Raw genomic sequence first — 25,085 nt, 5'->3', positions numbered from 1 at the left:
CAGGAGGGATGGAAGTGGCAAAGTGGGTACTAGATGCAGGACATGGTGGCAATGACCCAGGGGCAATAGGTAAACATGGTAGAAGAGAAGCAGACGTAGTTTTAGAAGCAGTGTATGAAGCAAAAAGATTATTAGAAAGAAACGGAGAAATAATATTACTGACTAGAGCATCAGATGTAACGGTAGATTCAAAAGATAGAGCAAGTATAGCTAATAATTGGAATGCAGATTACTTTATTAGCTTCCACATGAATTCCTTTGTTGAAGAGTCAGTAAAGGGAAGTGAAATAGTAATATTCGAAAAAGGCCATAAATCAGAAGAACTAGCAAAATTTATAAAAGATGAGCTACTTGCAAATCTAAAATCTAATGATAGAGGAATAAAAGAAGCTAGCTATACTGTTTTAAGAGAGACAAGTATGCCAGCAGTTATTATAGAAGCTGAATTTATATCTAATGAAGACATAGAAAAAAACTTTAGTAGTATTAAATACGGGTACATGGTAGCCAAAGCTTGTTTAGCTATGGTTGATAAGGTTTTACTAGATGCTCCACCAAAAAAACCTAAAACTCCTACAAGAGAAGGCTGGAGAATTTGTATAGGATATTATCAGGATTATGAAGAGGCAGAAGTAGAATTAATGAAATTAAATAAGAATGGATTAAAAGAAGCTTATATTGTTCCTTATCCAGAAGAAAGTAAATAAGTAGCAGTTTAGAAAATAATTAAGCTGATTTTAATATGTAATTAGTAGAGAGTTTCGAATAGCCTAATTATCTAATTAAATTTTCAAACAAGGATAAGTTTGTTTCATTCTAATATATTTTATTTAAATTTAATTTTAGACATTAATATATAATTTGAAATTAGTATTATAAAAATCAAAAGCTATAATTTCGTATTGATATATGCAAAATTATAGCTTTTTTATATAAGTTTATTCAGAGTAAACAAAAATAAATGATATTAAAAAAATAATGACTCTTAAATGGATTAAAATGTTAATTTTTTATTTTAGTGTGAAATTTTAATTTAGAGAGACTATAAAAATTAACTGTATTATATGGTATAATTTGTATATAAAATAACTTAGGTTAATGAGTAATTGTAATTGACTGTGAAGATAGGTATATTCTAAAAAAGAGTTTTAATGGAGATAATATTTGAATTTTTATGTACTCTATTGATTGAATGATGTTTTGAGGTGATTTCCGGTCAGAAAGTTAATATTGTAAATTAGAAAAATTAATTTAGGTATTATTACACTTTTTTATGTAGGATTAAGTATATTATTTATTATACTTTTGGTTAAAGTTAATAGCATTGTAGCTAAAATGATTTTGGGTTTAGCCATAACATTAATTTTATCAATTCTAATTAAGTTATGGGTAAAGTTATATAAAAACAAAGTATTTTAAGCAATGCATAATTTTAATTTAAGACTAGCTATTTAAATTATTAAAGGTGATGTTTTTGTATTATTAGTTAAAGCAGCTTTTAACTAAATCGATATTATAAAAAATTTTTAATTATTATATGCAGAACATAGGAGTTGATATTATGGAAATTAAATATAAAAATACTATTGAAGACGTTGAAATTTTCTGTAATTACTTTAGTGAGAAGTTCTTAAAAGGATCTTTATATATAGAGAAATTTCTTCTAGTTGCAATACCTTTTTTTAGTGGAATATATTATTCAAATGTAGAAAATACTAGTCTATATTTTTTTACTAATTCTGTAGTAATGACAATAATAGTAATATATATGATATTTAAATTAGAACCTAAATTTAAAAGAAATGTTGCAAAAAAACAAGCAATTAAAATGTTTAATAAGAACAAATATTTTTCTAATGAAAAAACTTTAAGCATAGATAATGAATCAATTATTGTAAAATATGATAATGATAGTTTAGAAATAAAATTAAATAAAGGTATTGTATTAGATGTACTTGATAAATATATAATAATAATAGCTACAAAAAAAATAGGCTATGAAAGAAACTTAATAATTCCTATTAATGTATTTAACAGTGAAGAAGAAAAAAATGAATTTATTGAAAAAATAAAATCAATTATCTATGAAAGGAAATTATTATGAGTATTATAGATGTTATTATTCCTTTAATTTTTATTGTTATAACCCTTGATCAATTTAGATATATAAAGAAATTATTAGTAAGGACAAGAAAAAGCTTTACTGAAATATCTATTGTAGTACTAGGTATATTTATTTTTATAGGTATTACATATTTTTATGCAAGGGCTTGGATTCACTATATAATAGGAGTATTAGGTATTTTTATGTTTATAAGTATGTGGATTAAACAGGGGATTACCTTGAATGGTTTTACATCAATGTACAGGTATAAACCGTGTATACTATGGAGTGAAATTCAAAAAGTTTCGGTGATTTATGGAAAAGATATAAAAGTTAAATTATTTGGTGGCTCTATGGAGCAAGCCTTTCGTTTTAAAAAGGGTGATTATGAGAAAGTTACTGATATTTTAAGAGAAAAGCTACCTACACAAGTACACTTAGATTTGATATATAATGAAGAGTAGTAAAAAAATCCACTGATGTTTCAGTAGATTTTTTTAGAGGAATTTTATAAATTTATCTTTTCTATCATTAAAAGCTTGTATATTTCTTCTTCATCAAGAGTTTCTTCTTCAATAAGATTCATAGCTAACTTATTTAGAGTTTTTTTATTCGCTTTAAGCAATTCTAGTGTTTCTTCATAAAGAGAGTTTACTAGTTCTCTACATTCTTCAACTACTGGATTTCCATAACTATTTGAAAGAGGGCCTAGGCTTGAAAGTTTTAATAGTCCTAAGGTTTTACCCATACCATACTCTGCGATCATAGACATAGCTATTTCTGTAGTTTGGCTTAAGTCACCTTGAGCTCCAGTTGAAATTTTATCAGCTCCAAATATGATTTCTTCAGCTACTCTACCTCCTAAAAGAACCATAATTCTATTTTTAAGGTAATCTAATCTTTGGTAAGAACTATCTTTAGGAATAGTTAGTGTATATCCACCAGCACCCTTAGTAGTTGGAATAATAGTTATTTTTGAAACTTTATCCTCTGGGGTTTTTAATATAGAAACAAGGGCATGTCCAGCTTCGTGATAAGAAGTTAATAGCTTATCTTCTTCAAGATAATGACTTCTTTCTTTTTTTTCATGACCAGCAAGAACAATTGAATAAGCTCTATTTATGTGGTCTTGTCTTAATAATGTTGAATTATCTTTTGCTGCAATTATTGCAGCTTCATTAATCAAATTTTCTAATTTTGCACCAGAGAAATAAGCTGTTTTTCTAGCAATATCCTTTAAGTTCAGTTTATCATGTGGCTTATTTTCTAAGTGTAATGAAATTATTTTTTCTCTTGCACTAATATCAGGTAAGGCTACTTCTATATGCCTATCAAATCTACCGGGTCTTAATAAAGCTGAGTCAAGAGTGTCTAGTCTATTAGTTGCAGCAATAACAACTATACCTTCCTTTTCACTAAAGCCTGACATTTCTGTTAATAAAGCATTTAATGTTTGATCTCTTTCATCATTTCCACTAGAGGAACTTGAGCCACCTCGTTTTTTACCTATTGCATCTATTTCATCTATGAAAATGACAGCTTTACCTTGAGACTTTGCTTTTTTAAATAAATTTCTTATCCTAGCAGCACCAACTCCTACGTAAACTTGTACAAAGTCTGATCCACTTAATGCATAAAATGGGACACTTGCTTCACCTGCAACAGCTTTTGCTAGCAAAGTTTTACCAGTTCCTGGAGAACCATAAAGTATCACACCTTTGGGCATTCTTGCACCATAATTTTTATATTTTTGAGGATTTTTAAGAAAATCAACTATATCCATTAAGCTTTCTTTAGCTTCTTCATTGCCAGCAACTGAATTAAAGTTAAATAAATTATTAGTGTCTTCAGAAAAATCCTTAATATCTAAATTAGTTATACTTGATGCTCCAAGATTTTTTTTCTTTAGAGAAATAAAAACTATTGCAATAACTGATATTAAAAGAATGCTAGAAGAAATTGTTTTAGTAGGACTCATTACATTCGCATCTAGTACTTCTATATTGTTTTTTAATAACTCCTCTTTTAACGTAGGACTATCAGGATTATTAGTTGAATACTTTGATCCATCTTTCAAAAATATAGTTAGATTAGAATTATTATTAATTACTACTTTAGAAATATTATTAAGGGTTATATCTTCTAAAAAGCTTGAATATTGTTTATTATGGTTAGCTTTAGATGCAATGCTTGTATATCCTAAAAATATAGTAGAGAAAATTGCAGTAGCTATTGGTATCCAAATTAAGTTTTTCTTTAGTTTGTTCATCATTACCTCCTAAATAGAAGATGAATTTTCAAGAATATTGTAACACTTTAAAATATTTAGTCTACTTAAAATCATATAATTTTCCAATGTAAGTATTGGTTCATTTGTAAAATCAAAATAAATCTTTTAAGTTTATTATAAATGGAGTATACTTTAAGTAAAATAACTGACTAATTAGACTAATATCTTTAATAAGTAATATAGCAAGGGGAGATTTTATAAAATGATTAACTCAACTGCATTAACATCAGAAGATATTATTGAAATAGTTAATTTAAAATGCAAAGAAAAAGGAATAGAGGTAACCCATATAGAAATAACTAATGGAATAAAATTTTCAGGAAAAATAAATGCTAAAATAAATAGCAGTTTTAATGGTACACTATATATAAGAGAATTTGTTCATAATAAAATAATACTAGAACTAGATAGATTAAATATAACAAGCTTCGGAGTTTTAAAAAAGGCCAGTAATATAATTTTAAAAGCCATGATAAAGCTTCTTGGAGAAGATTATTTAAATATAAAAGGAAACAATATAATTATTAATTTAGAAAAGATAAATAGTGATAGTATTATTTACAATAAATCAAAGATATCAAACACATCAATAACTGATGTATATATTAAGGACAAGTACTTATATATAATTGGTACAAACTTAGATATGTATTTAAATGCATAAATGACTTTTATAATAGGAGGTAATTATGAATATATCAGGAATTAAGGTTTTGTTAACTGGAGATGATTTACTTAGTATAATAAATGATTTTGTAAAAGTAGATGGGTTAAATTTATCAAATATTGAAATTGGAGAAGAAATAAAATTACAGGGAAACTACAAAAAAGGGTTTAACCTAGAATTTATTGCAGGAGTAAAGCTTAAAAGAGTAGAAAATGGAATTATACATGGAGAAGTGTCATCCTTTAAGATAGCAAAAATGAAAATATTCTCTTTAGTAAGAAAAATGGCCTTAAAATATGCACTTAAATCACTAGAAGAAAAAGGTATTCATTATGAAGCTGGTAAGGTAGTAATAAACTTAAAAAGTATATTAAAGAATGTACCATATGTAGATTTAGATATTTCAGATATACATATTAAACAAGATATATTAAATGTAGATGTATCAAATATTAATATTTCCTTAGATGGAAGCATAAAGAAGGAAGAAATAGAAGTTGTAGAAGTAGAAGAAGTAGTTGAAGAAATAAGTGAAGATATAGAAAAAATCAAAGATTGTTATAGTAGTGGTAGAGGATATTTAGAAAATAAATTACCTCAAAAAATAAAGACATATAGTGATTATCTATTTATAATACCTGATATGACAGCTTTGTTATACAGGCTTTTAAAGGATAAGAGGGTACCAGTGAAAACTAAACTAATAATATCAGGTGCAGTTGCATATGTAGCATTCCCAACAGATATTATACCTGACAACATTCCTTTTATAGGTAAAATTGATGAAATAGCAGTAGCATTTTTTGCTTTAGATAGAATTGTAGCTGATGTGTCAATTAATATAATATTAGAAAATTGGGAAGGAAAAAATGATATAATATTAGTTATTAAAAACATACTAGAATATGTAACTAACTTTACTGGAGCAAGAAATGTTGAGAAAGTATATAACTTTGTAGAAGAAGTAATGTCGTTGTAAAATTAGTAGATCTAGTTTTAAGGAGGATAATTTTGAAGTACTATTCAGTTTATAGAGGAAAATCGGAAGTACCTAAAATATTTACAAGCTGGGAAGAATGCAAAAAAGAGGTAATAGGACAAAAAGGAGCCATATATAAAAGTTTTAAAACAGAAAAAGAAGCCATTGAGTTTTTATCTTTAATGGCAAATGGAAGAAGTGGAAGCAAGGAAGTTAGAAAAGAAGAAGAAACTTTAAGTGAAAAGGGTCTTATTATATATGTAGATGGAAGCTTTATGCTTGATAAGGGAAATTTTTCTTATGGATTAGTAGCTATAAATGATGGAGAAGTAATACATAAAGAAAGTGGTGTAGGCTTTGACGAAGAAGCTATACCATTAAGAAATGTTTCTGGAGAAGTTTTAGGTGCTATGAAGGCTGTAGAATTTGCAGATAAAAATAATTTTAAAGAAGTAACAATAGCTTTTGATTATCAAGGTATTGAATGTTGGGCTTTAGGCACATGGAAAAGAAATAATAAGATAACAGCTTCATATCATGAATTTATGAAGGAAAATATGAGAAATATGAAGGTGAAATTTAAAAAAATAAAGGGTCATAGTGGTAATACTTACAATGATATGGCAGATAAGTTAGCAAAGGAAGCACTTATAAAGTAGTTCCATAAATTTCATGGATAAAGACATTAATATTACTAATAATAACTATATCAACTTTAAAATAATTATAGAGGTGATTTATATGTCAAAAATGATGAGAAATATGGCTGCTGGAGCAGTATTAGGTGTGGCAGTAAGTGCAATGATTTTACCACAACTAGATAAAAAGTCTCAAAGAAATATGAAAAGAGCTGGAAGAAGGGCTATGAATATGGCAGGAGACGCATATGACACAATAATGGGTTATATGAAATAAAACATTTAAAAGAGTAGGAAAATCCTGCTCTTTTTTCTTTTAATATTAAAGTTATATTGCAATTTTAAGTAGATTTAATTACAATATTTTTAATTTATTCCATGAATTAAATAAGTTTAATAAATAAAAAATAAAAAAATTATTGCAAAATTTATAATTTGACGAAAAACATCTAATTTATAGAGTGATTTATAATAATAACTATTTAAGTTTGTTAAATTATGATATAATTGAATAAAAACAAGAAAATTATTAATATATAGGAATGAAAAGGAAGAGTATTGATGGAAATTCTTGCATTAGGGGAAAAAATAAAGAGAAGAAGAAAAGAATTAGATATGACTCTTAAGGATTTAGCTGGAGATAGGATTACCCCCGGCCAGATAAGTTTGGTAGAATCAGGTAGATCAAATCCTTCTATGGATTTATTAGAATACTTGGCAGGTGCATTGCAAACTTCAGTAGAGTATTTAATGGAATCTGAAGAAACTCAAGCTGAGAAGATTAGTATTTACTATGAACAAATTGCTCAATCATACATTCTATCAGGAGATTATATAACTGGAGAAAAATATATAGAAAATGCTTTATACTATGTAGAAAAATATAACTTGGAATATAGAAAAGCCAAGATCCTATATCTGCGTGCTCAAATATATGTGGAAAAGAATGAGTTGACTTTGGCTCAGCAATTTTTCTTATCATCAAATGTAATATTCATTAAAAATAATAACTATGAAGAAGTAATAAACACTTTTTTAAATTTGGGAAAAATAACACTACATTTAAAAGCATACTATTCTGCAAGTAGTTATTTAAGACAAGCTGAAAAGGTCTACTTAGATAACAATATAGGAAATGATTCATTACTTGGTGAAATATACTACTATATGGCTAAATCCTATTTTAAGACTGAGAATATAGGAAAGGCTATAGATTATTCTTTTTTAGCAAAAAGTAAGTTTGAACAAGTTCATAATAGAGAAGAATATGCTAAGACACTTCTATTAATATCAGAAGAGTATAATAAAAAAGGTGACTTATCTAATGCTATAAAATATTCTCAAAAGACTTTGGAAGTTTACAAAGAGTTAGAAGAATTAAGCAATATTTCAGAAATAGAAAACAATTTAGGAAAGCTATTTTATGAGTTTGAAAATATAGAAGAATCTTTTAAGCATTATGAAATTTCCAAAGAAATTAGAATAAGAAGAAAAGATACTAAAATAATAGATACATTAATAAATATCTGTGAGAATTATATTAAATTAAAAAACATTCCAAAGTGTGAAGAAGTGTTAGAAGAAATAAGTTATTACTTAGAAGAAGATGATATGGGAAGATTAATAGATTTAAATATATTATGGTACAGAATTTATACTATAAAAGAAATGTCTAAAGAAGCAGAGTATATTTTATTAGATACATATAAATTAGCTAAAGCAAATAATTTGTATAATCAAGCTGGACAATTAGCTATTATGATAGGTAAATTCTATATAGATAATAAAAAAGATTTTGAAGCAGCTAAATATTTAGATGAGGGAGTTAATATTTTTAAGGAAATAGGAATACTTAAAAATTAATTCAAGCGGGGGTTTTAAATGGAAATATTATCAACTGGAGAGAAAATAAAGAGGGCACGAATATATCAGGGGATAACTTTAAAGGAATTATGTGGAGATAAGGTGTCCATATCAAAGATGAGCTGCATTGAAAATGGTAAGATAAAAGCTGATAAAGAGATTTTATACTATATATCTAATAAGCTTGGAATTGATTATGACTATTTAGTTAGAGATGTTGAGGAACAGATAGTTAGCAATCTTGAGTTAATAAGAAACAATTTAGTATCAGAAGATGAAATAGATAATGTAATAAATCATAATTTAAAGTATGCATTAGAATATTCCTATAATGATTTAGCTTTTGAACTTATACATAGACTATTTAATTTTTATGTAGAAAATAATAAGGTTGAAAATATACAGCTAATAATATCACAATATTATGACTTATATCAAAAGAACAATACTCGAGAGAATACAATAATTTATTATATAGATATGGCTACATTTTTTTATAGCATAAAAGAGTACAATGAAGCTGTAAATTATTATAGTAGAACAAAAGATTTTATAAAAGATTCTAAGGATTTTGATAAAATAAAGTACGCTTATATTTGCTATAAAGAAGGAAAGTGTTATGCAAAATTAGCATTTCTAGAAGAAGCATATACTTCATTAAAAGAATCAGTAAAATATATTGATTATGTTACTGATTCTATGGAAAAGGGTGACATATATCATTGTTTTGCTATAGTTAGCATAAGATTAAAGAAAAAAGATGCTGATAAGTATATAAATATGGCTTATGAATATCAAAAAGAAGATTCAATGGTTATGGCAATAGCAAAAGGAAAAAATAGTGAGAGCTATTTTTATGTAAATGAAAGAGAAAAAGCAATTCAAGAAATTAAAGAGGGAATAAGTTTATTTCCATCTAATAATAAGAATAAATATGTTAAGTTTTTAAATAAGTGTATAAGAACACTATATAATAATGAAGAGTATGATTATGCTTATGAAATTTCAGATACAGCCTTAAACTATGCTATTGATACAGATGATATAGTTTTAATAGAAGATGCTTATTACTTAAAGGGAATGATTTTACAAAAAAAAGGCTTATATGTTCAAGCAGAGATGTATATGAACTTGTCTTTAGATTCTCTTTTTAAATTTGGTAATAAAGAAAAGAGATATAAAAGGTACTTGGATATGGCAGAGATGTATTATAAGCTAGGAGAAGTAAAGGATTCATTAAAATACTTTACATTAGCTATGAAGGTAAGTAAAGATTAATAAAAGGTAGTGTAGCACTACCTTTTTAACATTTAAGAATATTTATTTATATGGATGAAAAATTGATGTTAAAATACTTATTAATGAATACTTTGATAAAATACCAGGCATAAAGAATAAGCCTCTCATTGAAAATCAATCCTTTCTAAAATTTGAAAGTTATACTTATAATTAAATTATAATGAAATATAAGTATAAAAGAATTGACTTAAGTGTTAATATTTAAGTACATTTAAGTTATTAAAATTTAAAAAAATAATTTGAAAAAGTACAAAGAAACCATGAAATTTGGTCTCTTTGTACTTTATTTAATATTTTTTATTAAAATTAACTTAGCTGCATATCCTCTAAGTTCTGTTATTATATTTAATATGGTATTTTTCTTTGAGTACTTAAAATCTATTTTAGGGAAAGATGCCTTATGCAAAATTTCTTTTTCTTCCTTGTTTAACCTGTCTGGTGATCCCATAGATAGCCAGTAATTATAAGAAGATCCAACCTTTTCACTAATTTCATAAGTTATTATTCTAGAGGATTTCTTTATATTTTCAATATTTAAAGAAAATTTTCTTTTATATATTTTTCTTTTACCTCTTTTAGTAAATATATCATCATATTTTTGAAGTTCATTTATTTCATCTGTATAAGAATAAAGTAAAATACAGTATTCATCATCTTTTTTTGTAACTATATAGCCGTTTTCCATAGCAACAATTTCATTGCCTAGCTTACTAAGCAAATAATATGCATAATATGAAGGCTTTCTAATTCCCATGTCATTAACAAGTCCTGGAGCACCTATAAATACTTCATTAGTTAAACTAATTTCTTTTTCTAAAACATCAAAAGCTCTTAAAAAGCTTAAGGAGTCTTTATTAAAGATGGTATTATGAATTATATAGGGAAGCATATAAGTTGTATCATAAATTTTGTTTAAATTTTTAGCACATATAAAGTTATCTTCAATTACATCTAAATTACAATCCTCAATAAGGAAGGGTTGTAATGATGTTTTTATATCTGAAGATATAGCAGGAGTAAATTGAAATTTAAATTTAGATATATCAATATAGTCTATTTCTGAGAAATATTCAAAAAAGCTATTTAAAACTTGCTTATATTTATCAGACGTAAAATTAGAGTTATCAATTAATATAATAGGCTTTAAACCTATATAATCTAAAAATTCTATAACACTCTTCGCTTTATTCCAATTATAGAAATCAGCCTTAGGAAAAACCCCCATATCACTATTAAACATATTTTCAAGTCTTGCATAACTAAAATGAAGCTCCTCTTGAATTTCTTCTAGTATATCTTTGTTATCTTCGAGCAATAAATCAAAAGCATCATCTAGATTTATTACTTCACTATAGCTTTTATCAAAGTCTTTTAGGGTTGTATCCATATCTATATGAATTTTCCAAAGTTTATTTTCATAATTAAATCTTTCATAATCTTCTAATTCATATGAAAGATATTCTAGAGCATCTTCTAATTTTAACATTTCAATTGATTTAATTTCTTCAAGTTCAGCATCGGTCAATTTATTTTTTTTCCTAAACTGAAGAGGAGTACAACCGTAATAATTTTTAAAATTTTTATTTAAATATCTAACATGAGAAAACCCAACTTCATCAGATATATCAGAAATACTTAAATCACTATCTAATAATAATTTTACAGATTCCTCAACTCTAGTAAGATTAACTAAGTCAGTAAAGCTATATCCAGTAGCATATTTTATTTCATGTGATAAATAGTGTGGACTTAGAAATTCTTTTTTAGCTATTTCTTGTAATGTAATATTACTATCATAATTATTAAATATATATTTAGAAATTCTATGATATCTAGCAAGTTGTTCTGTTTTTTCTTTTAGCTCTTCTTTTTCATAAGTAAGATAATGAAAATTATTTATAAGATGATAAAGCAAATCAACTAAAATAGATTCTATTTCTTTATCATAATCATCTATTTTTTGAACTGATTCACATAAAAGCTTCACTAGAAAATTTCTAAGTAGGTCGTATTCATCTCCCTCTTGAGCTCCATCATCAGTGGAATTTGTATAAAAGAATATATTATTTATATCTTTATAGTATTTTTCGAAAAAGTAAGGATCTATATGAAATATTAAAACCCTGTTATCCTCATTACTATAGATTCTATGAGATTCATCAACATTTATAATTTCAAGTTCTTTTTCTAATACTTCAAATGAGTCGGTATCTATATTTACATTTATACTTCCTTTTAGAACATATAATATCTCTATTGAGTTGTGCCAATGTATTGGGTATTCTTTGATATTTGCATAGGATATTTTAACTGGAGAATCTAGTGGATAAGTTATATACTCTTTTCTCATAAAATCACCTCTTTTATAACTAAATTAAACTATAATTTAATTATAGCCTATTTTATATAAATAAGAAAATTTTAAGTGGAAAATTCAAAAAATATACTTTGACTTACTTTGACTTTTATATTAATATATAAATATAGAAGGAAATAAAATTAGTAAAAAGGTAAAGATAAGGAGGAGTGAAGCATGAATATTGAGAAAATGACATTAAGAGTACAACAAGCTCTAAATGATGCTAGTTTAGTAGCAGTTAAATATAATCATCAGCAAGTAGAGTTAATACATTTATTTACAGCATTAGTCCAACAAGAAGATGGGCTAATACCTAACATAATAACTAAAATAGGCATTAGAGTTAAATCATTAGAGGAAGATTTAATTAAAATATTAGAAAAGATGCCAAGGGTTTTAGGTGAGGGTGCTAACTCTTCAGGTGTTTATGCAACAAGACAAATAGAAGAAGTTTTAGTAAAAGCAGAAGAGATAGCTAAGAAGTTTGAAGATTCTTATATTAGTGTTGAGCATATAATGCTTTCAATAATTGAAGTAGATAAAGGTGGAGAAGTTAAAAACTTATTAAATAAATATAATATAAATAAAAATACTTTTATGGAAGTTTTAAAAGAAGTTAGAGGCAATCAAAGAGTAGAAACACAAGATCCTGAAGGAACTTATGAGGCTTTAGGAAAGTATGGTACTAACCTTACAGAGCTTGCTAAAAAGCATAAGCTTGATCCTGTTATAGGAAGAGATGATGAAATAAGAAGAACAATAAGAATTCTTTCAAGGAGAACTAAAAATAATCCAGTATTAATTGGAGAACCAGGAGTAGGTAAAACTGCTATAATAGAAGGTTTAGCTGAAAGAATAGTTAAAGGAGATGTACCAGAGGGGTTAAAGAATAAAGTTATTTTCTCTTTAGATATGGGTTCATTAATAGCTGGAGCAAAATATAGAGGTGAGTTTGAAGAAAGACTTAAAGCAGTTTTAAAAGAAGTTCAAAGTAGTGAAGGAAGAATAATATTATTTATAGATGAGATTCATACTATAGTTGGTGCAGGAAAAACTGATGGAGCTATGGATGCTGGTAATTTAATAAAACCATTATTAGCAAGAGGAGAACTTCACTGTATAGGTGCTACAACCTTTGATGAATATAGAAAATATATGGAAAAAGATAAGGCATTAGAAAGAAGATTTCAACCAGTAATTGTAGAAGAACCAACAGTAGAAGATACTATATCTATACTAAGAGGCTTAAAAGAAAGATTTGAAATTCATCATGGGGTAAGAATACATGACTCTTCATTAATAGCAGCTGCAAAGTTATCATATAGATATATTCAAGATAGATATTTACCAGATAAAGCTATAGACTTAATAGATGAAGCTGGAGCTATGATAAGAACAGAAATAGATTCATTACCAACTGAACTTGACAATATAAGGAGAAAACTATTCCAATTAGAGATTGAAAGAGAAGCTCTAACTAAGGAAAGTGATGAAGGTTCTAAGAAAAAACTATCAGTATTAGAAAAAGATATAGCAGAGTTAAAAGCTAAAAATGATGAAATGACAGCAAAATTTGAAAAAGAAAGAGATGCTATAGTAAATCTTAGAGATTTAAAATCTAAACTAGATGGTGCAAGAGGTGATTTAGAAGCAGCTCAAAGAAATTATGATTATAATAAAGCTGCTGAAATACAATATAGTTTAATTCCAGCATTAGAAGAAGAAATAAAGCAAAAGGAAGTAGAAGTAAAAGAAAGCTATGAAGATGCTCTCTTAAAAGAAGAAGTAACAGAAGCAGATGTTTCAAAAATCCTTTCTAGATGGACTGGAATACCTGTTACTAATTTATTAGAAGGTGAAAGAGAAAAGCTATTAAGGTTAGAAAACGAAATGCAAGAAAGAGTAATTGGGCAAGAAGAAGCAATTACAGCAGTGTCTAATGCAATACTAAGAGCTAGAGCAGGATTAAAAGACGCAAATAAACCAATAGGATCATTTATATTTCTAGGACCTACAGGGGTAGGTAAAACAGAACTTGCTAAAACTTTAGCTAGAAATTTATTTGATGCTGAAGAAAATATAATAAGAATTGATATGTCTGAATATATGGAAAAACATTCTGTATCTAGATTAGTTGGAGCTCCTCCAGGATATGTAGGTTATGATGAAGGTGGCCAGCTTACTGAAGCTGTTAGAAGAAATCCGTATAGTGTAATATTATTTGATGAAATAGAAAAAGCACATGAAGATGTATTTAATATTTTCTTGCAAATCTTAGATGATGGTAGATTAACTGATAATAAAGGAAAAACAGTTGACTTTAAGAATGCTATAATAATTATGACATCTAATATAGGAAGTAACTATCTTCTAGAAAATAAAAGCGAAGAAGGCATAGGTGGAAATATAAGAAAACAAGTTATGGATGAAATGAAATTAAGATTTAAGCCAGAGTTCTTAAACAGAGTAGATGACATAATAATGTTTAAGCCTTTATCAGAAAATGGAATTAAAAAGATAATAGATATTTTCTTAAGAGAAGTTTCTAATAAATTAAAAGATAAAAATATTACTTTAGAAGTAACTGATTCTGCGAAGACAATAATGGCAAGAGAAGGCTATGATGTAGTTTACGGAGCAAGACCTTTAAAGAGATATATTCAAAATGCACTTGAAAATAATTTAGCAAGAAAAATTATAAAAGATGAAATAGGTTATGGATCAAATGTTATTGTAGATATTGAGGGTGAAGAAGTAATCATAAAGGCTAATATATAGAAAATTAGAAAAATATAAAAAGTTAAGGATTTCACCTTAACTTTTTATATTTGAATTACTTATATTTAATTTTTAAACAAAAAATTATTGACAAAATACGACTTGATGATGTATCATAAACAACGTAGCAAATTCGCGTGTTTAGCTCAGCTGGATAGAGCAACGCCCTTCTAAGGCGTGGGCCAGGAGTTCGAATCTCTTAACACGCACCATTTAAATTTATGGTTTACTAGCTCAATCGGTAGAGCACTTGACTTTTAATCAAGGTGTACCGGGTTCGATTCCCGGGTAAGCCACCATTTTAAATGATGTTTGTATTAGCGAAAGTGGCTCAATGGTAGAGCGTCACCTTGCAAAGGTGAATGTTTCGGCTTCGAGTCCAGTCTTTCGCTCCATAAAAAAGAGAAGTGTTTATAACTTCTCTTTTTTATTTTATTATTTTATAGTAGACTCATATTGTTGAACCATTCTCTTAACCATTTCTCCACCAACGCTACCGCATTGCTTAGAGCTAAGGTTTCCATTATAGTCAGTGAAAGGTACTCCCATTTCGCCAGCTACTTCATTTTTGAACTTAGCTAATCCATTTTTAGCTTCGGGTACTAATTTCTTTGCCATAATAAATCCCTCCTTAATTTGATACACTGAAATACAGGTTATTTTAATGTAGATTCATATTGTTGAACCATTCTCTTAACCATTTCTCCACCAACGCTACCGCATTGCTTAGAAGAAAGGTTACCGTTGTAATCAGTGAAAGGTACACCCATTTCACTAGCTACTTCGTTTTTAAATTTAGCTAATCCATTCTTAGCTTCAGGTATTAATTTTTTTGCCATAATAAATCCCTCCTTAAAACTTGTAAAAGTTTTGTATTGAGTTTGTTTTACAAAGCTTGTTTAACTTTGTACTATTATATTATGTAAATAAATTCTTAATAAACTATTAAATTTAAGACATTAAAGGGAAATGACTCTTAAGTAAGAAAAAAATGGTACAGACTATAAAAAAGGGTTATTTGAAAGACATTTTCAAATAACCTTTTATAATATTTAATTAGTTCTTTTTTGCATTTTAAATATTGCTATCACAACAGGTATAGAGATTAGAGCTGATAATACTGCTTCTGCAATGCCGTTAGTACCTACTATAGATAATAAGGCAAAGGTGACAGTACCTCTAGAATAGGATGTAATAGAACCTTTTTCCATAAGTATAGAAGCATAATCTTTAAAATAAATTAAGTAAATACTACCAAGAACTCCTATTGTATTAGTTAATGAACCCAAAATAGCAGCAATACCTATAGAGATTTTACGATTTTTAAATTTTGTTTTTAAAAAGCTGTAAATATAATAGGAAACTACTCCTATTAATACTCTAGGAAGTATAGAAACTAATGGGTTATAAAAAAATGGAGACATTGGAGTAGGAGTAGTTATATTTTGATATATTGAAAATAATCCAAAAATAAAACCGATTGCAGCTCCTGCTACAGGTCCTTCTATTATAGCTCCAATTATTACAGGCAAATGTAAAATGGTTAGCTTAAAAAGGGGCAATGGTATAAAGCCAAGTCCTGTTAAGCCTAAAAATAAACAAATACCTGATAGCATTGCAACTACTACCATCTTTCTAACATTTTCACGAGATTTTCCCATCCCTCTGGTGTTTAACATTTTAATTCCTCCGTTCTTATTCCATTTAGGATATAATTCGGCAAAAAATGAATTTTTGCATTAAGTTCAGTTTCCTTAGAATACCGACTACTTTATTTTATCATATATACATAAACTGTAAAGAGAAATATTTAGACTTAAAAAGACTATAAAATAATAAAAGAAAATTTTAAAAGATATTGTAAACTTATTATACTTGTTATAGTATATGTATAACAAGTATAATAAAATTAATGAGAGGGAGAATAGCATGTTAGATATAATAAAATTTTCAAAGTCATATAAAAATGGTAAAAAGGCTGTAAATGATATTTCAATTACTGTAAAGGCTGGAGAGATATTTGGTTTTATAGGTCACAATGGAGCTGGAAAAACAACTACTATTAAATCTGTAGTTGGAATTTTAGAATTTAATGAAGGCGATATATTAATAGATGGAGTATCAATTAAAGAAGAACCGATTAGTTGTAAGAGAAAGATAGCATATATACCAGATAACCCAGATATTTATGAATCTTTAACAGGAATACAATACTTAAATTTTATAGGCGATATATATGAAGTTCCAAAAGAAGAAAGAGAAAATCTAATAAAATTTTATTCGGAAAAATTTGAAATAATGTCAGTATTAGGAGATTTAATATCATCTTATTCACATGGAATGAAGCAAAAATTAGTTATAATTTCTGCTTTAATTCATAAGCCTAAACTTTTAATTTTAGATGAACCATTTGTTGGACTAGACCCGAAAGCATCACATATTTTAAAAGAAGAAATGAGAAAGCTTTGTAATGATGGAGTAGCGATATTTTTCTCTACTCATGTTCTAGAAGTAGCAGAAAAGTTATGCGATAAGGTAGCAATAATAAAAGCTGGAAATATAGTATCTCAAGGTAAGATAGATGAAGTAAAAGGAAATAGTTCATTAGAAGATATATTTATGGAGTTGATAGAGAATGAGTAAATTAGGAAATATTTTAAAAATTAGATTTATTAATTCTAGTGGTATTAATAAGTTTACCAAAGAGAAATCAAAGACAGAAAGAAATAAGGCTATTTTTATAACTGCTACAATTGGATTTTCTATAATTGTATTTTTAGTAATGGCAGTACTATATTCAGAACTTTTAGCTAAGGGATTACAACAATTAGGACTATTAGATATACTTTTAGTTATGGGTTTTATGTTAAGTTCAGCAATGATACTTTTTACATCTATTTATAAGGCTCAAGGAATATTATTTTCATTTAAAGACTATGATTTGCTGATGAGTTTACCAATTAAGAAAAGTGATATTTTAATTTCAAAGATGATGCATCTGCTAGTAATTAATTACTTTTTATTATTATTTACGTTACTACCACCAGCAATAATTTATTTTAAATATACAACAGTATCACCTGTATTCTTTCTAAATTTATTATTAGTATTTTTAGCATTACCACTTATTCCAATAGTTATATCATCTGTGGTTGCTTTCGTGATAAGTTATATTTCATCACGATTAAGGCATAAGAATTTGATTATTACTTTAGGAACTTTAGGTGTTGTATTTATTATATTTATAATATCCTTTAGATCAGGTGACATTATACAAACATTAGTAGCAAATAGTGCATCTATTAGTGATGGAATTTTAAAGATTTATCCACCAGCAATTTTAGCTGTAAAAGGATTAACTAATGGTAGCTTTATAGATATCTTATTATTTTTATTATTATCAATTTTAGTATTTGCATTATTTGTGCTTATATTTAACAAGAGCTTTAAGAGCATAAGTGCAAGACTTCAAGAAAGTTACAAAAGGGCTAATTATAAATTAAAGAAAATGAAAAGTTCTTCTCAATTAATGGCGTTATTTAAAAAAGAAATAAAGAGATATTTTGCTTCACCTATATATGTAGTAAATACCATAATTGGACCATTATTATTATTAGGAGTTTCAATAGCAACTTTATTCTTAGGAGAAGACGTAATTACAACTATATTTGAAGTAGAAGTAATAAAAGAAATTATGCCTTTATTTATTATAGTTATTGTATGTGGAATTTTAGCTATGTCCTGCACAACCAATTCTTCAATATCATTAGAAGGAAAAAACTTATGGATATTGAAGTCAAGTCCTATTAAGCCAGTAGAAATATTTAAGGCTAAGATAATGATGAATTTAATGTTAATTTTACCAAGTGTAGCTATTGCAGATATTATATTTACATTTTCATTAAAACTATCAATAAATCAACTAATATGGCTTATTATTATTTCAACACTATATTCTTTCGTAGTTCCTATACTAGGAATAATAGTTAACTTATATTTCCCCAATTTAAATTGGGTTTCCGAAACTTCTGTAGTAAAGCAAAGCGCAAGTGTTTTAATTCAAATGCTTATATCAGCATCAGTTATAGCAGTTCCTGTAGTTATATTTATATATGGTAATATATCAAATGTTACTATGTTTTTATTAGGTGTTTTAATATATGAAGCATTATTATTAGGAATATTAATGACGCTTTTAAATACTATTTCTGTAAAGTTATTTAATAGACTATAATTAAAAACTGACAATTACTTTTAGTAATTGTCAGTTAAATTTACATTATCTCAGATTTATCAGGCATTATAAGGGCACATCCTAAATAGAATATTAATCCTATAGAAAAAGAACAAAGAATTATTAATAGGGCTAAAACCCTAATTAATGTTACATCAGCATGAATATATTCTGCAAAGCCAGCACATACACCAGCTACTCTTTTTTGAGCAGAAATTTTATAAAGTTTTTTATTCATTATAACCCCTCCTCAATGATTTTATTATAATAAAGGCTATATACTTATATTATACTTTATTATTCTAATATATAATGTAATTATAATACAAATTTTTTCTTAAGTTTTACTTTAGATAAAACTTAAGAAAATCTTAAATTAATTATGGACAAAAGAGGTGATTTAGTGATTTTGAGGATAGACTTCGATTCGGAAGTTCCAATTTATATTCAAATAAAAAATCAAGTCATTGAAGGAATAGCAAGGGGAGAGATTGAAATAGATGAAGAATTACCTTCAGTTAGATCCTTAGCTGAAGATATAGGGGTAAATATGCATACTGTAAATAAGGCTTATACCATGCTTAAAGAAGAAGGATATATAAAGATTGATAGAAGAAAAGGTGCCGTAGTTTCCTTAAGTTTAGAGCAATCCATGGAAAGGTTTAAAGAAGATTTAAATGATAACTTATATTATTATATGGCTCAATGTTTTAATAGAGGTATAAGTAAAGATGAAATTAAAGATTATATATATGAAGTATTTTTAGATTTTAATAAAAAGTAGGTGAGGATTAGTGGAAAAGATAATAATTTTAGGAAGCACTATTTTTGTAAGTATAATTCTATTTTTTTCAACTTTTCTTGTAAATAAGTTTTCTAATAATGGAATCATTTTTGGAGTTAGAGTTCCAAAGGAATATGAAAGAGATGAAGATATAGTTAGTCTAGAAAAAGAGTATAAGAAAAATTATTTAATATTTATTTTACCACTAATTATTATAATTAATATACTTGTATTCTTTACTTCTAAGATTTCTATATTTCTTTTATTAACAATTATTTTAATTATAGTAACTAATATTCCTATATTTATTTATTGGAAAAAAACAATGAGGCTTAAGGAACAAAAAGGCTGGAAAAGCCTTGGTAAGAATGTAGTTCTTGTGGATACTACAATTAGAAAACCAAAAGTAAAAGATGATGATGTTGTAATAAAAACTAAGACTTTTTTATTATTATTAATTATTCCTTTAATAACAGTTATATTAACTCTTATTGCTTATAAAAATGTACCAGATCCTTTTCCAATTCATTATAATGGCGAAGGAATAGCTGATAGTTTTGTAAATAAAGAAGGTTTTAAAGGATTTTTTTACTTAGTTTTATTTCCGACCTTATTTCAAGTTGGAATGATAATTTTTTTAACTGTAATGAACAAATTTGCTATAAATAGTAAAGTTGAAATTAATAGTGGAACATTAGAAGAAATTAAAAAACAAAGAAAAGTTTTTAAAAGAGTTAACTCTATACTTTTATTTATAATTGCTTTAGAAATTTCAATTATGTTTGCATTTATACAATTTTGCACTATTTTTTCTTGGAATGTAAATATTATAAATATAATTTTCTTACCTGTAATATTAATAACGGTAATTATTTTTACAGTTATAAGCTATAAAATAGGCCAAGGTGGAAAAAATGTTAAATTTAATAAAGAAGATAAAGAAATATACAGAGATGATGATAAAAACTGGATATTTGGAAACTTTTATTATAACAAAAAAGATCCAAGCATATTTGTAGAAAAAAGAATAGGTGTTGGATGGGATGTGAATTTAGGAAATCCAATAGGAATGATTTTTATGGGATTACCTATAATTTTAATATTAATAGTAATAATATATTTAGCTGTAAGAGGAATATAATAAAAAGCGAATAAGGGGTGGATTTATTTTGCAAAGCTTTATGATTATATTAACTTCAAATATTATTATAATAACTATGGTTCTTTTATCATATTATTTGAATAGTGCTTCTAATAAGGGGATATATTTTGGAGTTAGAATTCCTAAAAAATATCAGGAGTCAAGTGAAATAAAAGCCTTAGATAAAGACTATAAAAGAAATATACTTTATATATTTGGGGTTTATTTTGTAATAACTAATGTATTTATAATTTCTAATTTCTAATTTGAAAGCTAGTGAGTCTATATTGTCCATAATAATGACAATATCATTAATAGGAGCTCTTTTAATTCACACCATTTTATTTGGTATTTACTATAAAAAAATAAAAGAATTAAAAGAAAATAATAATTTGAATTATAAAACTAATAATGTTGTAGTTGTAGATACGACATTAAGAAAACCAAAGAAAAATGAAAAATATAAAGCACTAAACCAAAAGTTTTTTTTAATTCCAATATTAATTTCTATTATTATTTTAGTATTAACTATATTAAGAAGAGAATATATTTTAAATATGAATCCATATGATATTTATAAGATACCTGTAAATCAAATTATAATGTGTATATCTATATTTGTACTAATTAAGATAACATTAAATTCAAAAGTTGATTTAAATAGTGGAAATATTGAGATAGCAGTAAAAAGAAAAAAGAGGTTTAGAAGACTAATTTCTATATTTATATTTATAACTGAAATTGAAATGTTGTTATTATATTCAACAATACAACTTGGAATAATTTATAAAATTTATACAAAATCATTAGAAGGCGCTATAAATATTGTTATATCAATTAGTATGTTAATATTTATAATTGCATTTATACTAATAGGACAAGGTGGAAGAAATATAAAAGAAGATAATGAGGGAGATGACCTATATAAAGATGATGATGATAAATGGGTATGGGGAATGTTTTATTACAATAAGAATGATCCAGCATTGATGATTGAAAAAAGAGTTGGAATAGGATACACAATTAATTTTGCTAATAAAAAAGCAATAATATTATTAGTTTTACTTATAGTATTAATAATTATTTTTTCTATATATGATTAGAAATTTAATGTTTAAATTTAAGAAGGGGGATTAAATATGGTCAGTATCTTATCAATTACTTTTATGGTATTTAGCTTATTAGTAAGTGTAGGACTACCTATAGGAGGGCTTATATTTTTAAAAAAGAAATATAATGTTAGTATAAAAATATTTTTTATAGGAGCTATAGCATTTTTTGTATCAACACAACTTTTAGAAGCACCAATACATTTTTATTTCTTAAAGTTCAACAATACTACATCAGATTTTTTATTAAATACACCAGTAGCATATATGTTATATGGTGGACTAATGGCTGGAATATTTGAAGAAACAGCAAGGTTTATATCTTTTAAGTTTCTAATAAAAGATAGAGATTTATTAGGAGGAATAACATATGGAGTTGGACATGGTGGAATTGAAGCTATATTGATTGGAGGAATAGGCAGTTTAAACTCAATAGTATACGCTATGTTAATAAATAGAGGTGGATTCGAGTCAATAATGGAAGGAGCATTAGTTCCAAAGGAAGTTATTAGTGCAACTTATAATCAATTTGTAAATAGTAGTCCATTTATATGGGGCGCTCCTGGAATTGAAAGAATATTAGCCATATTAATTCAAATATCATTATCTATTATAGTTTTATATTCAGTAAAAGAAAGAAAATACATTTACTATATAATAGCAATATTATTACATGCAGTAATAAATTTTCCAGCAGTTCTATACCAATTAGGAATAATTAAAAATATATTTATAATTGAAGTTGTTTTGCTAATTGAAGTAATAGCCCTATTAGGATATATATTTAGAATTTTTATAAAAAAGTTTAATAATATTGATGAAATATTATAAAAAAACCGTTATAATATTATTAAATTAGTAAAATTATAGGTGGATTAATAGATTTCTATTTTTATAGGAATCTATTAATTTATATGGAATAATAGGGGGCAAAATTATGAAGGATATTATAATAAGAAAGGCTATAGTTGGAGATGAGCCTAAAATATTGAATTTAGTAAAAGAAGTTTTAAGTTTTTATGGACTAGATTTAAATCCAGAATGTGAAGACTTAGATGTAACAGATATATATAAATATTATTTCAATAATAATGGGGCTTTTGAAGTAATAGAGTTTAAGGGAAACATAATTGGAACATATGGTATTTATAAAATTAATGATGATACTTGTGAATTAAGAAAAATGTATTTAAATCCAAATTTCCAAGGAATGGGATTTGGAAATATAATGATGGAAAATTCTTTTAAATTAGCTAAGGCACTCAATTATAAAAAAATAATACTACAAACAAATTCAGTTTTATATAAAGCGGTAAAGCTTTATATAAAATATGGATTTAAGGACTTTTATGATGATGTATGTTCTAGATGTGATATAGCAATGATAAAGGATATTGTTTAATAAAAAAATTTTTTATGCTATTTAGTTCTATCTAAAAGAAGGGAGAGTTTATGAGATATTACGACACTGATATGGAAAATTTAAAAATAAGAGAGGCTATAGAAGATGATACTCAACTAATATTATCATTAATTAAAGAAATAGCCGAATATGAAAACATGTCTAATGAAGTTATTGCAACAGGGGAAACTTTAAGAGAATCTATTTTTGAAAATAATAGGGCAGAAGTAGTTCTAGTAGATTTAGATAACAAAACTATAGGTTATGCAGTATATTTTTATAATTTCTCAACTTTTATTGGAAGAAACGGATTATATATAGAAGATATATTTATAAAAAAGGAAGCCAGGGGTAAAGGTATAGGTAAGGAAATATTTAAGTTTTTAGGTAAGAAGGCGAAAGAAGAAGGATGTAAAAGAATGGAATGGGCATGTTTAAATTGGAACGAGCCTTCAATAAAATTTTATAAGTCTTTAGGAGCAGTTCCAATGGATGAGTGGACAACTTATAGACTTACTGAAAAAGAAATAGAAAAACTGACTGAACTAAAATAAATATATTAAAAAATTAATAAACGGCTATATTATTGAACAGATAATATAGCTATTTATTTTTTATTATAAATTTAAAATATAATAAGGTTTATATTAAAAGTATTTTAAATTTCTTTTATCAAAATAAACCCCTTTTAAACCAATATGATCCATAAAATTTATTGCAATATCAAAATTTTTAGAGATACTTCTATAATTATGTGCATCTGAGCCAAGAGTAACATATTTGCCGCCTAAATCTTTGTAAAGTTTATATATATCTGTTAAAGAATCTTGTGCTGACTTTATATGAAGTCTACTTGAATTTAACTCTAGAACCTTACCCTTACTTATTAAAGTAGTAAAGATTTCAGAAAGTAAATCTTTAAATTCTGAAACTATAATTTCTTTATTATCAAAGGAACAATATCTACAAGGATAATCTATATGAGATAAGGCATCAAAGTTATTATATAACTTTACACATTTAAGCATATCTTCGAAATAATAAGAAAAAAAATCATGTTTGTTGTAGCCTTGGTTAATAAACTCACCATAAATATCTAAATTTCTAACTGCATGAATAGAGCCTAAAATAAAATCAAAATCATATTTAAAGGCTATAGCTTCATTTTCTAGAAGTTTATTTTCAGTTAATCCAATCTCTATTCCTAATTTAACCTTATCTGATCTATAACTTTCATAATCACTAAAGTATTTAGGTATGTCAAATCTAAACTCATTGTCTAATGGATAATCTAAATCCATATGATCTGTTATTATTATTCCAATATTTTTATTTTCACTAAAAGATATTGCATCTAATATATTCATAGTACTATCTGTAGAAAAACTAGAATGCATATGACTATCAAATATCATAAAATCTCTCCTTCATATTAGCA

26 protein-coding genes and 3 tRNA genes are annotated in these 25,085 nt (G+C 26.2%); 22 read left to right on the top strand and 7 right to left on the bottom strand.

The features are described 5' to 3' along the window. Window positions 1-8: 8 nt before the first annotated feature. The 3 genes from ACZJV1_RS16155 (at window position 9) to ACZJV1_RS16145 (ending at window position 2,568) form a co-directional block, all read left to right on the top strand. Entirely contained in the window at window positions 9-707 is a 699-nt protein-coding gene (locus ACZJV1_RS16155) for an N-acetylmuramoyl-L-alanine amidase family protein (protein ID WP_411168894.1), read from the top strand. Window positions 708-1,561: 854 nt separating this feature from the next. Beyond that, window positions 1,562-2,104, top strand: coding sequence for a hypothetical protein (locus ACZJV1_RS16150; protein ID WP_411168893.1), 543 nt, complete (start codon window positions 1,562-1,564; stop codon window positions 2,102-2,104). Further along, window positions 2,101-2,568, top strand: a complete 468-nt coding sequence (locus ACZJV1_RS16145; protein ID WP_463650801.1) for a hypothetical protein — start codon at window positions 2,101-2,103, stop codon at window positions 2,566-2,568. The genes ACZJV1_RS16150 and ACZJV1_RS16145 overlap by 4 nt, the downstream gene beginning before the upstream one ends. A gap of 44 nt (window positions 2,569-2,612) precedes the next feature. Here the strand turns inward: ACZJV1_RS16145 and ACZJV1_RS16140 are convergent, their stop codons facing one another. Next, complete coding sequence (locus ACZJV1_RS16140; protein ID WP_463650800.1) at window positions 2,613-4,373, bottom strand: ATP-dependent metallopeptidase FtsH/Yme1/Tma family protein; 1,761 nt, start codon at window positions 4,371-4,373, stop codon at window positions 2,613-2,615. Between the two features lie 223 nt (window positions 4,374-4,596). Here ACZJV1_RS16140 and ACZJV1_RS16135 point away from each other — a divergent pair, with 223 nt between their 5' ends. The 6 genes from ACZJV1_RS16135 (at window position 4,597) to ACZJV1_RS16110 (ending at window position 9,819) form a co-directional block, all read left to right on the top strand. After that, the gene (locus ACZJV1_RS16135; protein WP_463650799.1) at window positions 4,597-5,058 is read left to right on the top strand and encodes a hypothetical protein; all 462 of its coding nucleotides are present in this window, start codon (window positions 4,597-4,599) and stop codon (window positions 5,056-5,058) included. Between the two features lie 25 nt (window positions 5,059-5,083). Further along, window positions 5,084-6,040 (top strand): YkvA family protein, encoded by a 957-nt coding sequence (locus ACZJV1_RS16130; protein WP_463650798.1) that lies wholly within the window; start codon window positions 5,084-5,086, stop codon window positions 6,038-6,040. A gap of 32 nt (window positions 6,041-6,072) precedes the next feature. After that, complete coding sequence (locus ACZJV1_RS16125; RefSeq protein WP_460286618.1) at window positions 6,073-6,699, top strand: ribonuclease H1 domain-containing protein; 627 nt, start codon at window positions 6,073-6,075, stop codon at window positions 6,697-6,699. Window positions 6,700-6,781: 82 nt separating this feature from the next. Next, window positions 6,782-6,955: a YtxH domain-containing protein gene (locus tag ACZJV1_RS16120; RefSeq protein ID WP_411168887.1), complete on the top strand. Its 174-nt coding sequence runs from the start codon at window positions 6,782-6,784 to the stop codon at window positions 6,953-6,955. Between the two features lie 284 nt (window positions 6,956-7,239). Further along, window positions 7,240-8,541, top strand: a complete 1,302-nt coding sequence (locus ACZJV1_RS16115; RefSeq protein WP_411168886.1) for a helix-turn-helix domain-containing protein — start codon at window positions 7,240-7,242, stop codon at window positions 8,539-8,541. Between the two features lie 18 nt (window positions 8,542-8,559). Further along, window positions 8,560-9,819, top strand: a complete 1,260-nt coding sequence (locus ACZJV1_RS16110) for a helix-turn-helix domain-containing protein (RefSeq protein ID WP_463650797.1) — start codon at window positions 8,560-8,562, stop codon at window positions 9,817-9,819. 304 nt (window positions 9,820-10,123) lie between these two features. Here the strand turns inward: ACZJV1_RS16110 and ACZJV1_RS16105 are convergent, their stop codons facing one another. Continuing rightward, window positions 10,124-12,190 (bottom strand): helix-turn-helix domain-containing protein, encoded by a 2,067-nt coding sequence (locus ACZJV1_RS16105; protein ID WP_463650796.1) that lies wholly within the window; start codon window positions 12,188-12,190, stop codon window positions 10,124-10,126. 183 nt (window positions 12,191-12,373) lie between these two features. On the opposite strand from ACZJV1_RS16105, the gene clpB reads away from it, so the two are divergent. The 4 genes from clpB to ACZJV1_RS16085 all read left to right on the top strand — a co-directional run bounded on the left by clpB (window position 12,374) and on the right by ACZJV1_RS16085 (window position 15,372). Then, window positions 12,374-14,977, top strand: a complete 2,604-nt coding sequence (gene clpB, locus ACZJV1_RS16100) for an ATP-dependent chaperone ClpB (RefSeq protein WP_463650795.1) — start codon at window positions 12,374-12,376, stop codon at window positions 14,975-14,977. Between the two features lie 135 nt (window positions 14,978-15,112). Next, window positions 15,113-15,189 (top strand) — tRNA-Arg (locus ACZJV1_RS16095). An 11-nt stretch (window positions 15,190-15,200) separates the two neighbouring features. Then, window positions 15,201-15,276 (top strand) — tRNA-Lys (locus ACZJV1_RS16090). A 21-nt stretch (window positions 15,277-15,297) separates the two neighbouring features. After that, window positions 15,298-15,372, top strand: a tRNA-Cys gene (locus ACZJV1_RS16085). A gap of 40 nt (window positions 15,373-15,412) precedes the next feature. On the opposite strand, the gene ACZJV1_RS16080 is transcribed toward ACZJV1_RS16085, so the two are convergent. From ACZJV1_RS16080 to ACZJV1_RS16070, 3 genes are all read right to left on the bottom strand, one after another. Next, the gene (locus tag ACZJV1_RS16080) at window positions 15,413-15,595 is read right to left on the bottom strand and encodes an alpha/beta-type small acid-soluble spore protein (RefSeq protein ID WP_411168882.1); all 183 of its coding nucleotides are present in this window, start codon (window positions 15,593-15,595) and stop codon (window positions 15,413-15,415) included. Window positions 15,596-15,633: 38 nt separating this feature from the next. Beyond that, on the bottom strand, window positions 15,634-15,816 hold the full coding sequence (locus tag ACZJV1_RS16075) for an alpha/beta-type small acid-soluble spore protein (protein WP_411168881.1): 183 nt from the start codon (window positions 15,814-15,816) through the stop codon (window positions 15,634-15,636). 213 nt (window positions 15,817-16,029) lie between these two features. Further along, window positions 16,030-16,656: an ECF transporter S component gene (locus ACZJV1_RS16070; RefSeq protein WP_463650794.1), complete on the bottom strand. Its 627-nt coding sequence runs from the start codon at window positions 16,654-16,656 to the stop codon at window positions 16,030-16,032. Window positions 16,657-16,906: 250 nt separating this feature from the next. Between ACZJV1_RS16070 and ACZJV1_RS16065 the strand changes: the two genes are divergently transcribed. Further along, the gene (locus ACZJV1_RS16065) at window positions 16,907-17,620 is read left to right on the top strand and encodes an ABC transporter ATP-binding protein (RefSeq protein WP_463650793.1); all 714 of its coding nucleotides are present in this window, start codon (window positions 16,907-16,909) and stop codon (window positions 17,618-17,620) included. Further along, window positions 17,613-19,211: a putative ABC transporter permease subunit gene (locus tag ACZJV1_RS16060; protein WP_463650792.1), complete on the top strand. Its 1,599-nt coding sequence runs from the start codon at window positions 17,613-17,615 to the stop codon at window positions 19,209-19,211. Before ACZJV1_RS16065 ends, ACZJV1_RS16060 begins: the two co-directional genes overlap by 8 nt. A 40-nt stretch (window positions 19,212-19,251) precedes the next feature. Here ACZJV1_RS16060 and ACZJV1_RS16055 read toward each other — a convergent pair whose 3' ends face one another. After that, complete coding sequence (locus ACZJV1_RS16055) at window positions 19,252-19,449, bottom strand: PspC domain-containing protein (protein ID WP_463650791.1); 198 nt, start codon at window positions 19,447-19,449, stop codon at window positions 19,252-19,254. Window positions 19,450-19,614: 165 nt separating this feature from the next. Between ACZJV1_RS16055 and ACZJV1_RS16050 the strand changes: the two genes are divergently transcribed. From ACZJV1_RS16050 to ACZJV1_RS16020, 7 genes are all read left to right on the top strand, one after another. Then, on the top strand, window positions 19,615-19,995 hold the full coding sequence (locus ACZJV1_RS16050) for a GntR family transcriptional regulator (RefSeq protein ID WP_463650790.1): 381 nt from the start codon (window positions 19,615-19,617) through the stop codon (window positions 19,993-19,995). Window positions 19,996-20,005: 10 nt separating this feature from the next. Further along, window positions 20,006-21,136, top strand: a complete 1,131-nt coding sequence (locus ACZJV1_RS16045) for a DUF5808 domain-containing protein (RefSeq protein WP_463650789.1) — start codon at window positions 20,006-20,008, stop codon at window positions 21,134-21,136. Between the two features lie 28 nt (window positions 21,137-21,164). Beyond that, window positions 21,165-21,401 carry a hypothetical protein gene (locus tag ACZJV1_RS16040; protein ID WP_463650788.1) on the top strand — a complete coding sequence of 79 codons (237 nt, stop codon included), beginning with the start codon at window positions 21,165-21,167 and terminating at the stop codon, window positions 21,399-21,401. Between the two features lie 22 nt (window positions 21,402-21,423). Next, window positions 21,424-22,239: a DUF5808 domain-containing protein gene (locus ACZJV1_RS16035; RefSeq protein WP_463650787.1), complete on the top strand. Its 816-nt coding sequence runs from the start codon at window positions 21,424-21,426 to the stop codon at window positions 22,237-22,239. A gap of 36 nt (window positions 22,240-22,275) precedes the next feature. Beyond that, window positions 22,276-23,076: a YhfC family intramembrane metalloprotease gene (locus ACZJV1_RS16030; RefSeq protein WP_463650786.1), complete on the top strand. Its 801-nt coding sequence runs from the start codon at window positions 22,276-22,278 to the stop codon at window positions 23,074-23,076. 106 nt (window positions 23,077-23,182) lie between these two features. Beyond that, complete coding sequence (locus tag ACZJV1_RS16025; RefSeq protein ID WP_463650785.1) at window positions 23,183-23,647, top strand: GNAT family N-acetyltransferase; 465 nt, start codon at window positions 23,183-23,185, stop codon at window positions 23,645-23,647. Window positions 23,648-23,697: 50 nt separating this feature from the next. Continuing rightward, window positions 23,698-24,201: a GNAT family N-acetyltransferase gene (locus tag ACZJV1_RS16020; protein WP_463650783.1), complete on the top strand. Its 504-nt coding sequence runs from the start codon at window positions 23,698-23,700 to the stop codon at window positions 24,199-24,201. Window positions 24,202-24,294: 93 nt separating this feature from the next. Here ACZJV1_RS16020 and ACZJV1_RS16015 read toward each other — a convergent pair whose 3' ends face one another. Further along, window positions 24,295-25,062, bottom strand: coding sequence for a PHP domain-containing protein (locus ACZJV1_RS16015; RefSeq protein ID WP_463650782.1), 768 nt, complete (start codon window positions 25,060-25,062; stop codon window positions 24,295-24,297). Window positions 25,063-25,085 lie beyond the last annotated feature (23 nt).

This window comes from Clostridium sp. LS3, from assembly GCF_055330225.1.
Note: the sequence above shows the minus strand (reverse complement) of the source record. Positions and strands in the feature narration are given on the sequence as shown.

What these genes read in the sequence shown, in the direction of transcription:
- ACZJV1_RS16155 (WP_411168894.1), top strand. Translation starts at nt 9, where the DNA reads ATGGAAGTGGCAAAGTGGGTACTAGATGCAGGACATGGTGGCAATGAC.
- ACZJV1_RS16150 (WP_411168893.1), top strand. Translation starts at nt 1,562, where the DNA reads ATGGAAATTAAATATAAAAATACTATTGAAGACGTTGAAATTTTCTGT.
- ACZJV1_RS16145 (WP_463650801.1), top strand. Translation starts at nt 2,101, where the DNA reads ATGAGTATTATAGATGTTATTATTCCTTTAATTTTTATTGTTATAACC.
- ACZJV1_RS16140 (WP_463650800.1), bottom strand. Translation starts at nt 4,373, where the DNA reads ATGAACAAACTAAAGAAAAACTTAATTTGGATACCAATAGCTACTGCA.
- ACZJV1_RS16135 (WP_463650799.1), top strand. Translation starts at nt 4,597, where the DNA reads ATGATTAACTCAACTGCATTAACATCAGAAGATATTATTGAAATAGTT.
- ACZJV1_RS16130 (WP_463650798.1), top strand. Translation starts at nt 5,084, where the DNA reads ATGAATATATCAGGAATTAAGGTTTTGTTAACTGGAGATGATTTACTT.
- ACZJV1_RS16120 (WP_411168887.1), top strand. Translation starts at nt 6,782, where the DNA reads ATGTCAAAAATGATGAGAAATATGGCTGCTGGAGCAGTATTAGGTGTG.
- ACZJV1_RS16115 (WP_411168886.1), top strand. Translation starts at nt 7,240, where the DNA reads ATGGAAATTCTTGCATTAGGGGAAAAAATAAAGAGAAGAAGAAAAGAA.
- ACZJV1_RS16110 (WP_463650797.1), top strand. Translation starts at nt 8,560, where the DNA reads ATGGAAATATTATCAACTGGAGAGAAAATAAAGAGGGCACGAATATAT.
- ACZJV1_RS16105 (WP_463650796.1), bottom strand. Translation starts at nt 12,190, where the DNA reads ATGAGAAAAGAGTATATAACTTATCCACTAGATTCTCCAGTTAAAATA.
- clpB (WP_463650795.1), top strand. Translation starts at nt 12,374, where the DNA reads ATGAATATTGAGAAAATGACATTAAGAGTACAACAAGCTCTAAATGAT.
- ACZJV1_RS16080 (WP_411168882.1), bottom strand. Translation starts at nt 15,595, where the DNA reads ATGGCAAAGAAATTAGTACCCGAAGCTAAAAATGGATTAGCTAAGTTC.
- ACZJV1_RS16075 (WP_411168881.1), bottom strand. Translation starts at nt 15,816, where the DNA reads ATGGCAAAAAAATTAATACCTGAAGCTAAGAATGGATTAGCTAAATTT.
- ACZJV1_RS16070 (WP_463650794.1), bottom strand. Translation starts at nt 16,656, where the DNA reads ATGTTAAACACCAGAGGGATGGGAAAATCTCGTGAAAATGTTAGAAAG.
- ACZJV1_RS16065 (WP_463650793.1), top strand. Translation starts at nt 16,907, where the DNA reads ATGTTAGATATAATAAAATTTTCAAAGTCATATAAAAATGGTAAAAAG.
- ACZJV1_RS16060 (WP_463650792.1), top strand. Translation starts at nt 17,613, where the DNA reads ATGAGTAAATTAGGAAATATTTTAAAAATTAGATTTATTAATTCTAGT.
- ACZJV1_RS16055 (WP_463650791.1), bottom strand. Translation starts at nt 19,449, where the DNA reads ATGAATAAAAAACTTTATAAAATTTCTGCTCAAAAAAGAGTAGCTGGT.
- ACZJV1_RS16030 (WP_463650786.1), top strand. Translation starts at nt 22,276, where the DNA reads ATGGTCAGTATCTTATCAATTACTTTTATGGTATTTAGCTTATTAGTA.
- ACZJV1_RS16025 (WP_463650785.1), top strand. Translation starts at nt 23,183, where the DNA reads ATGAAGGATATTATAATAAGAAAGGCTATAGTTGGAGATGAGCCTAAA.
- ACZJV1_RS16020 (WP_463650783.1), top strand. Translation starts at nt 23,698, where the DNA reads ATGAGATATTACGACACTGATATGGAAAATTTAAAAATAAGAGAGGCT.
- ACZJV1_RS16015 (WP_463650782.1), bottom strand. Translation starts at nt 25,062, where the DNA reads ATGATATTTGATAGTCATATGCATTCTAGTTTTTCTACAGATAGTACT.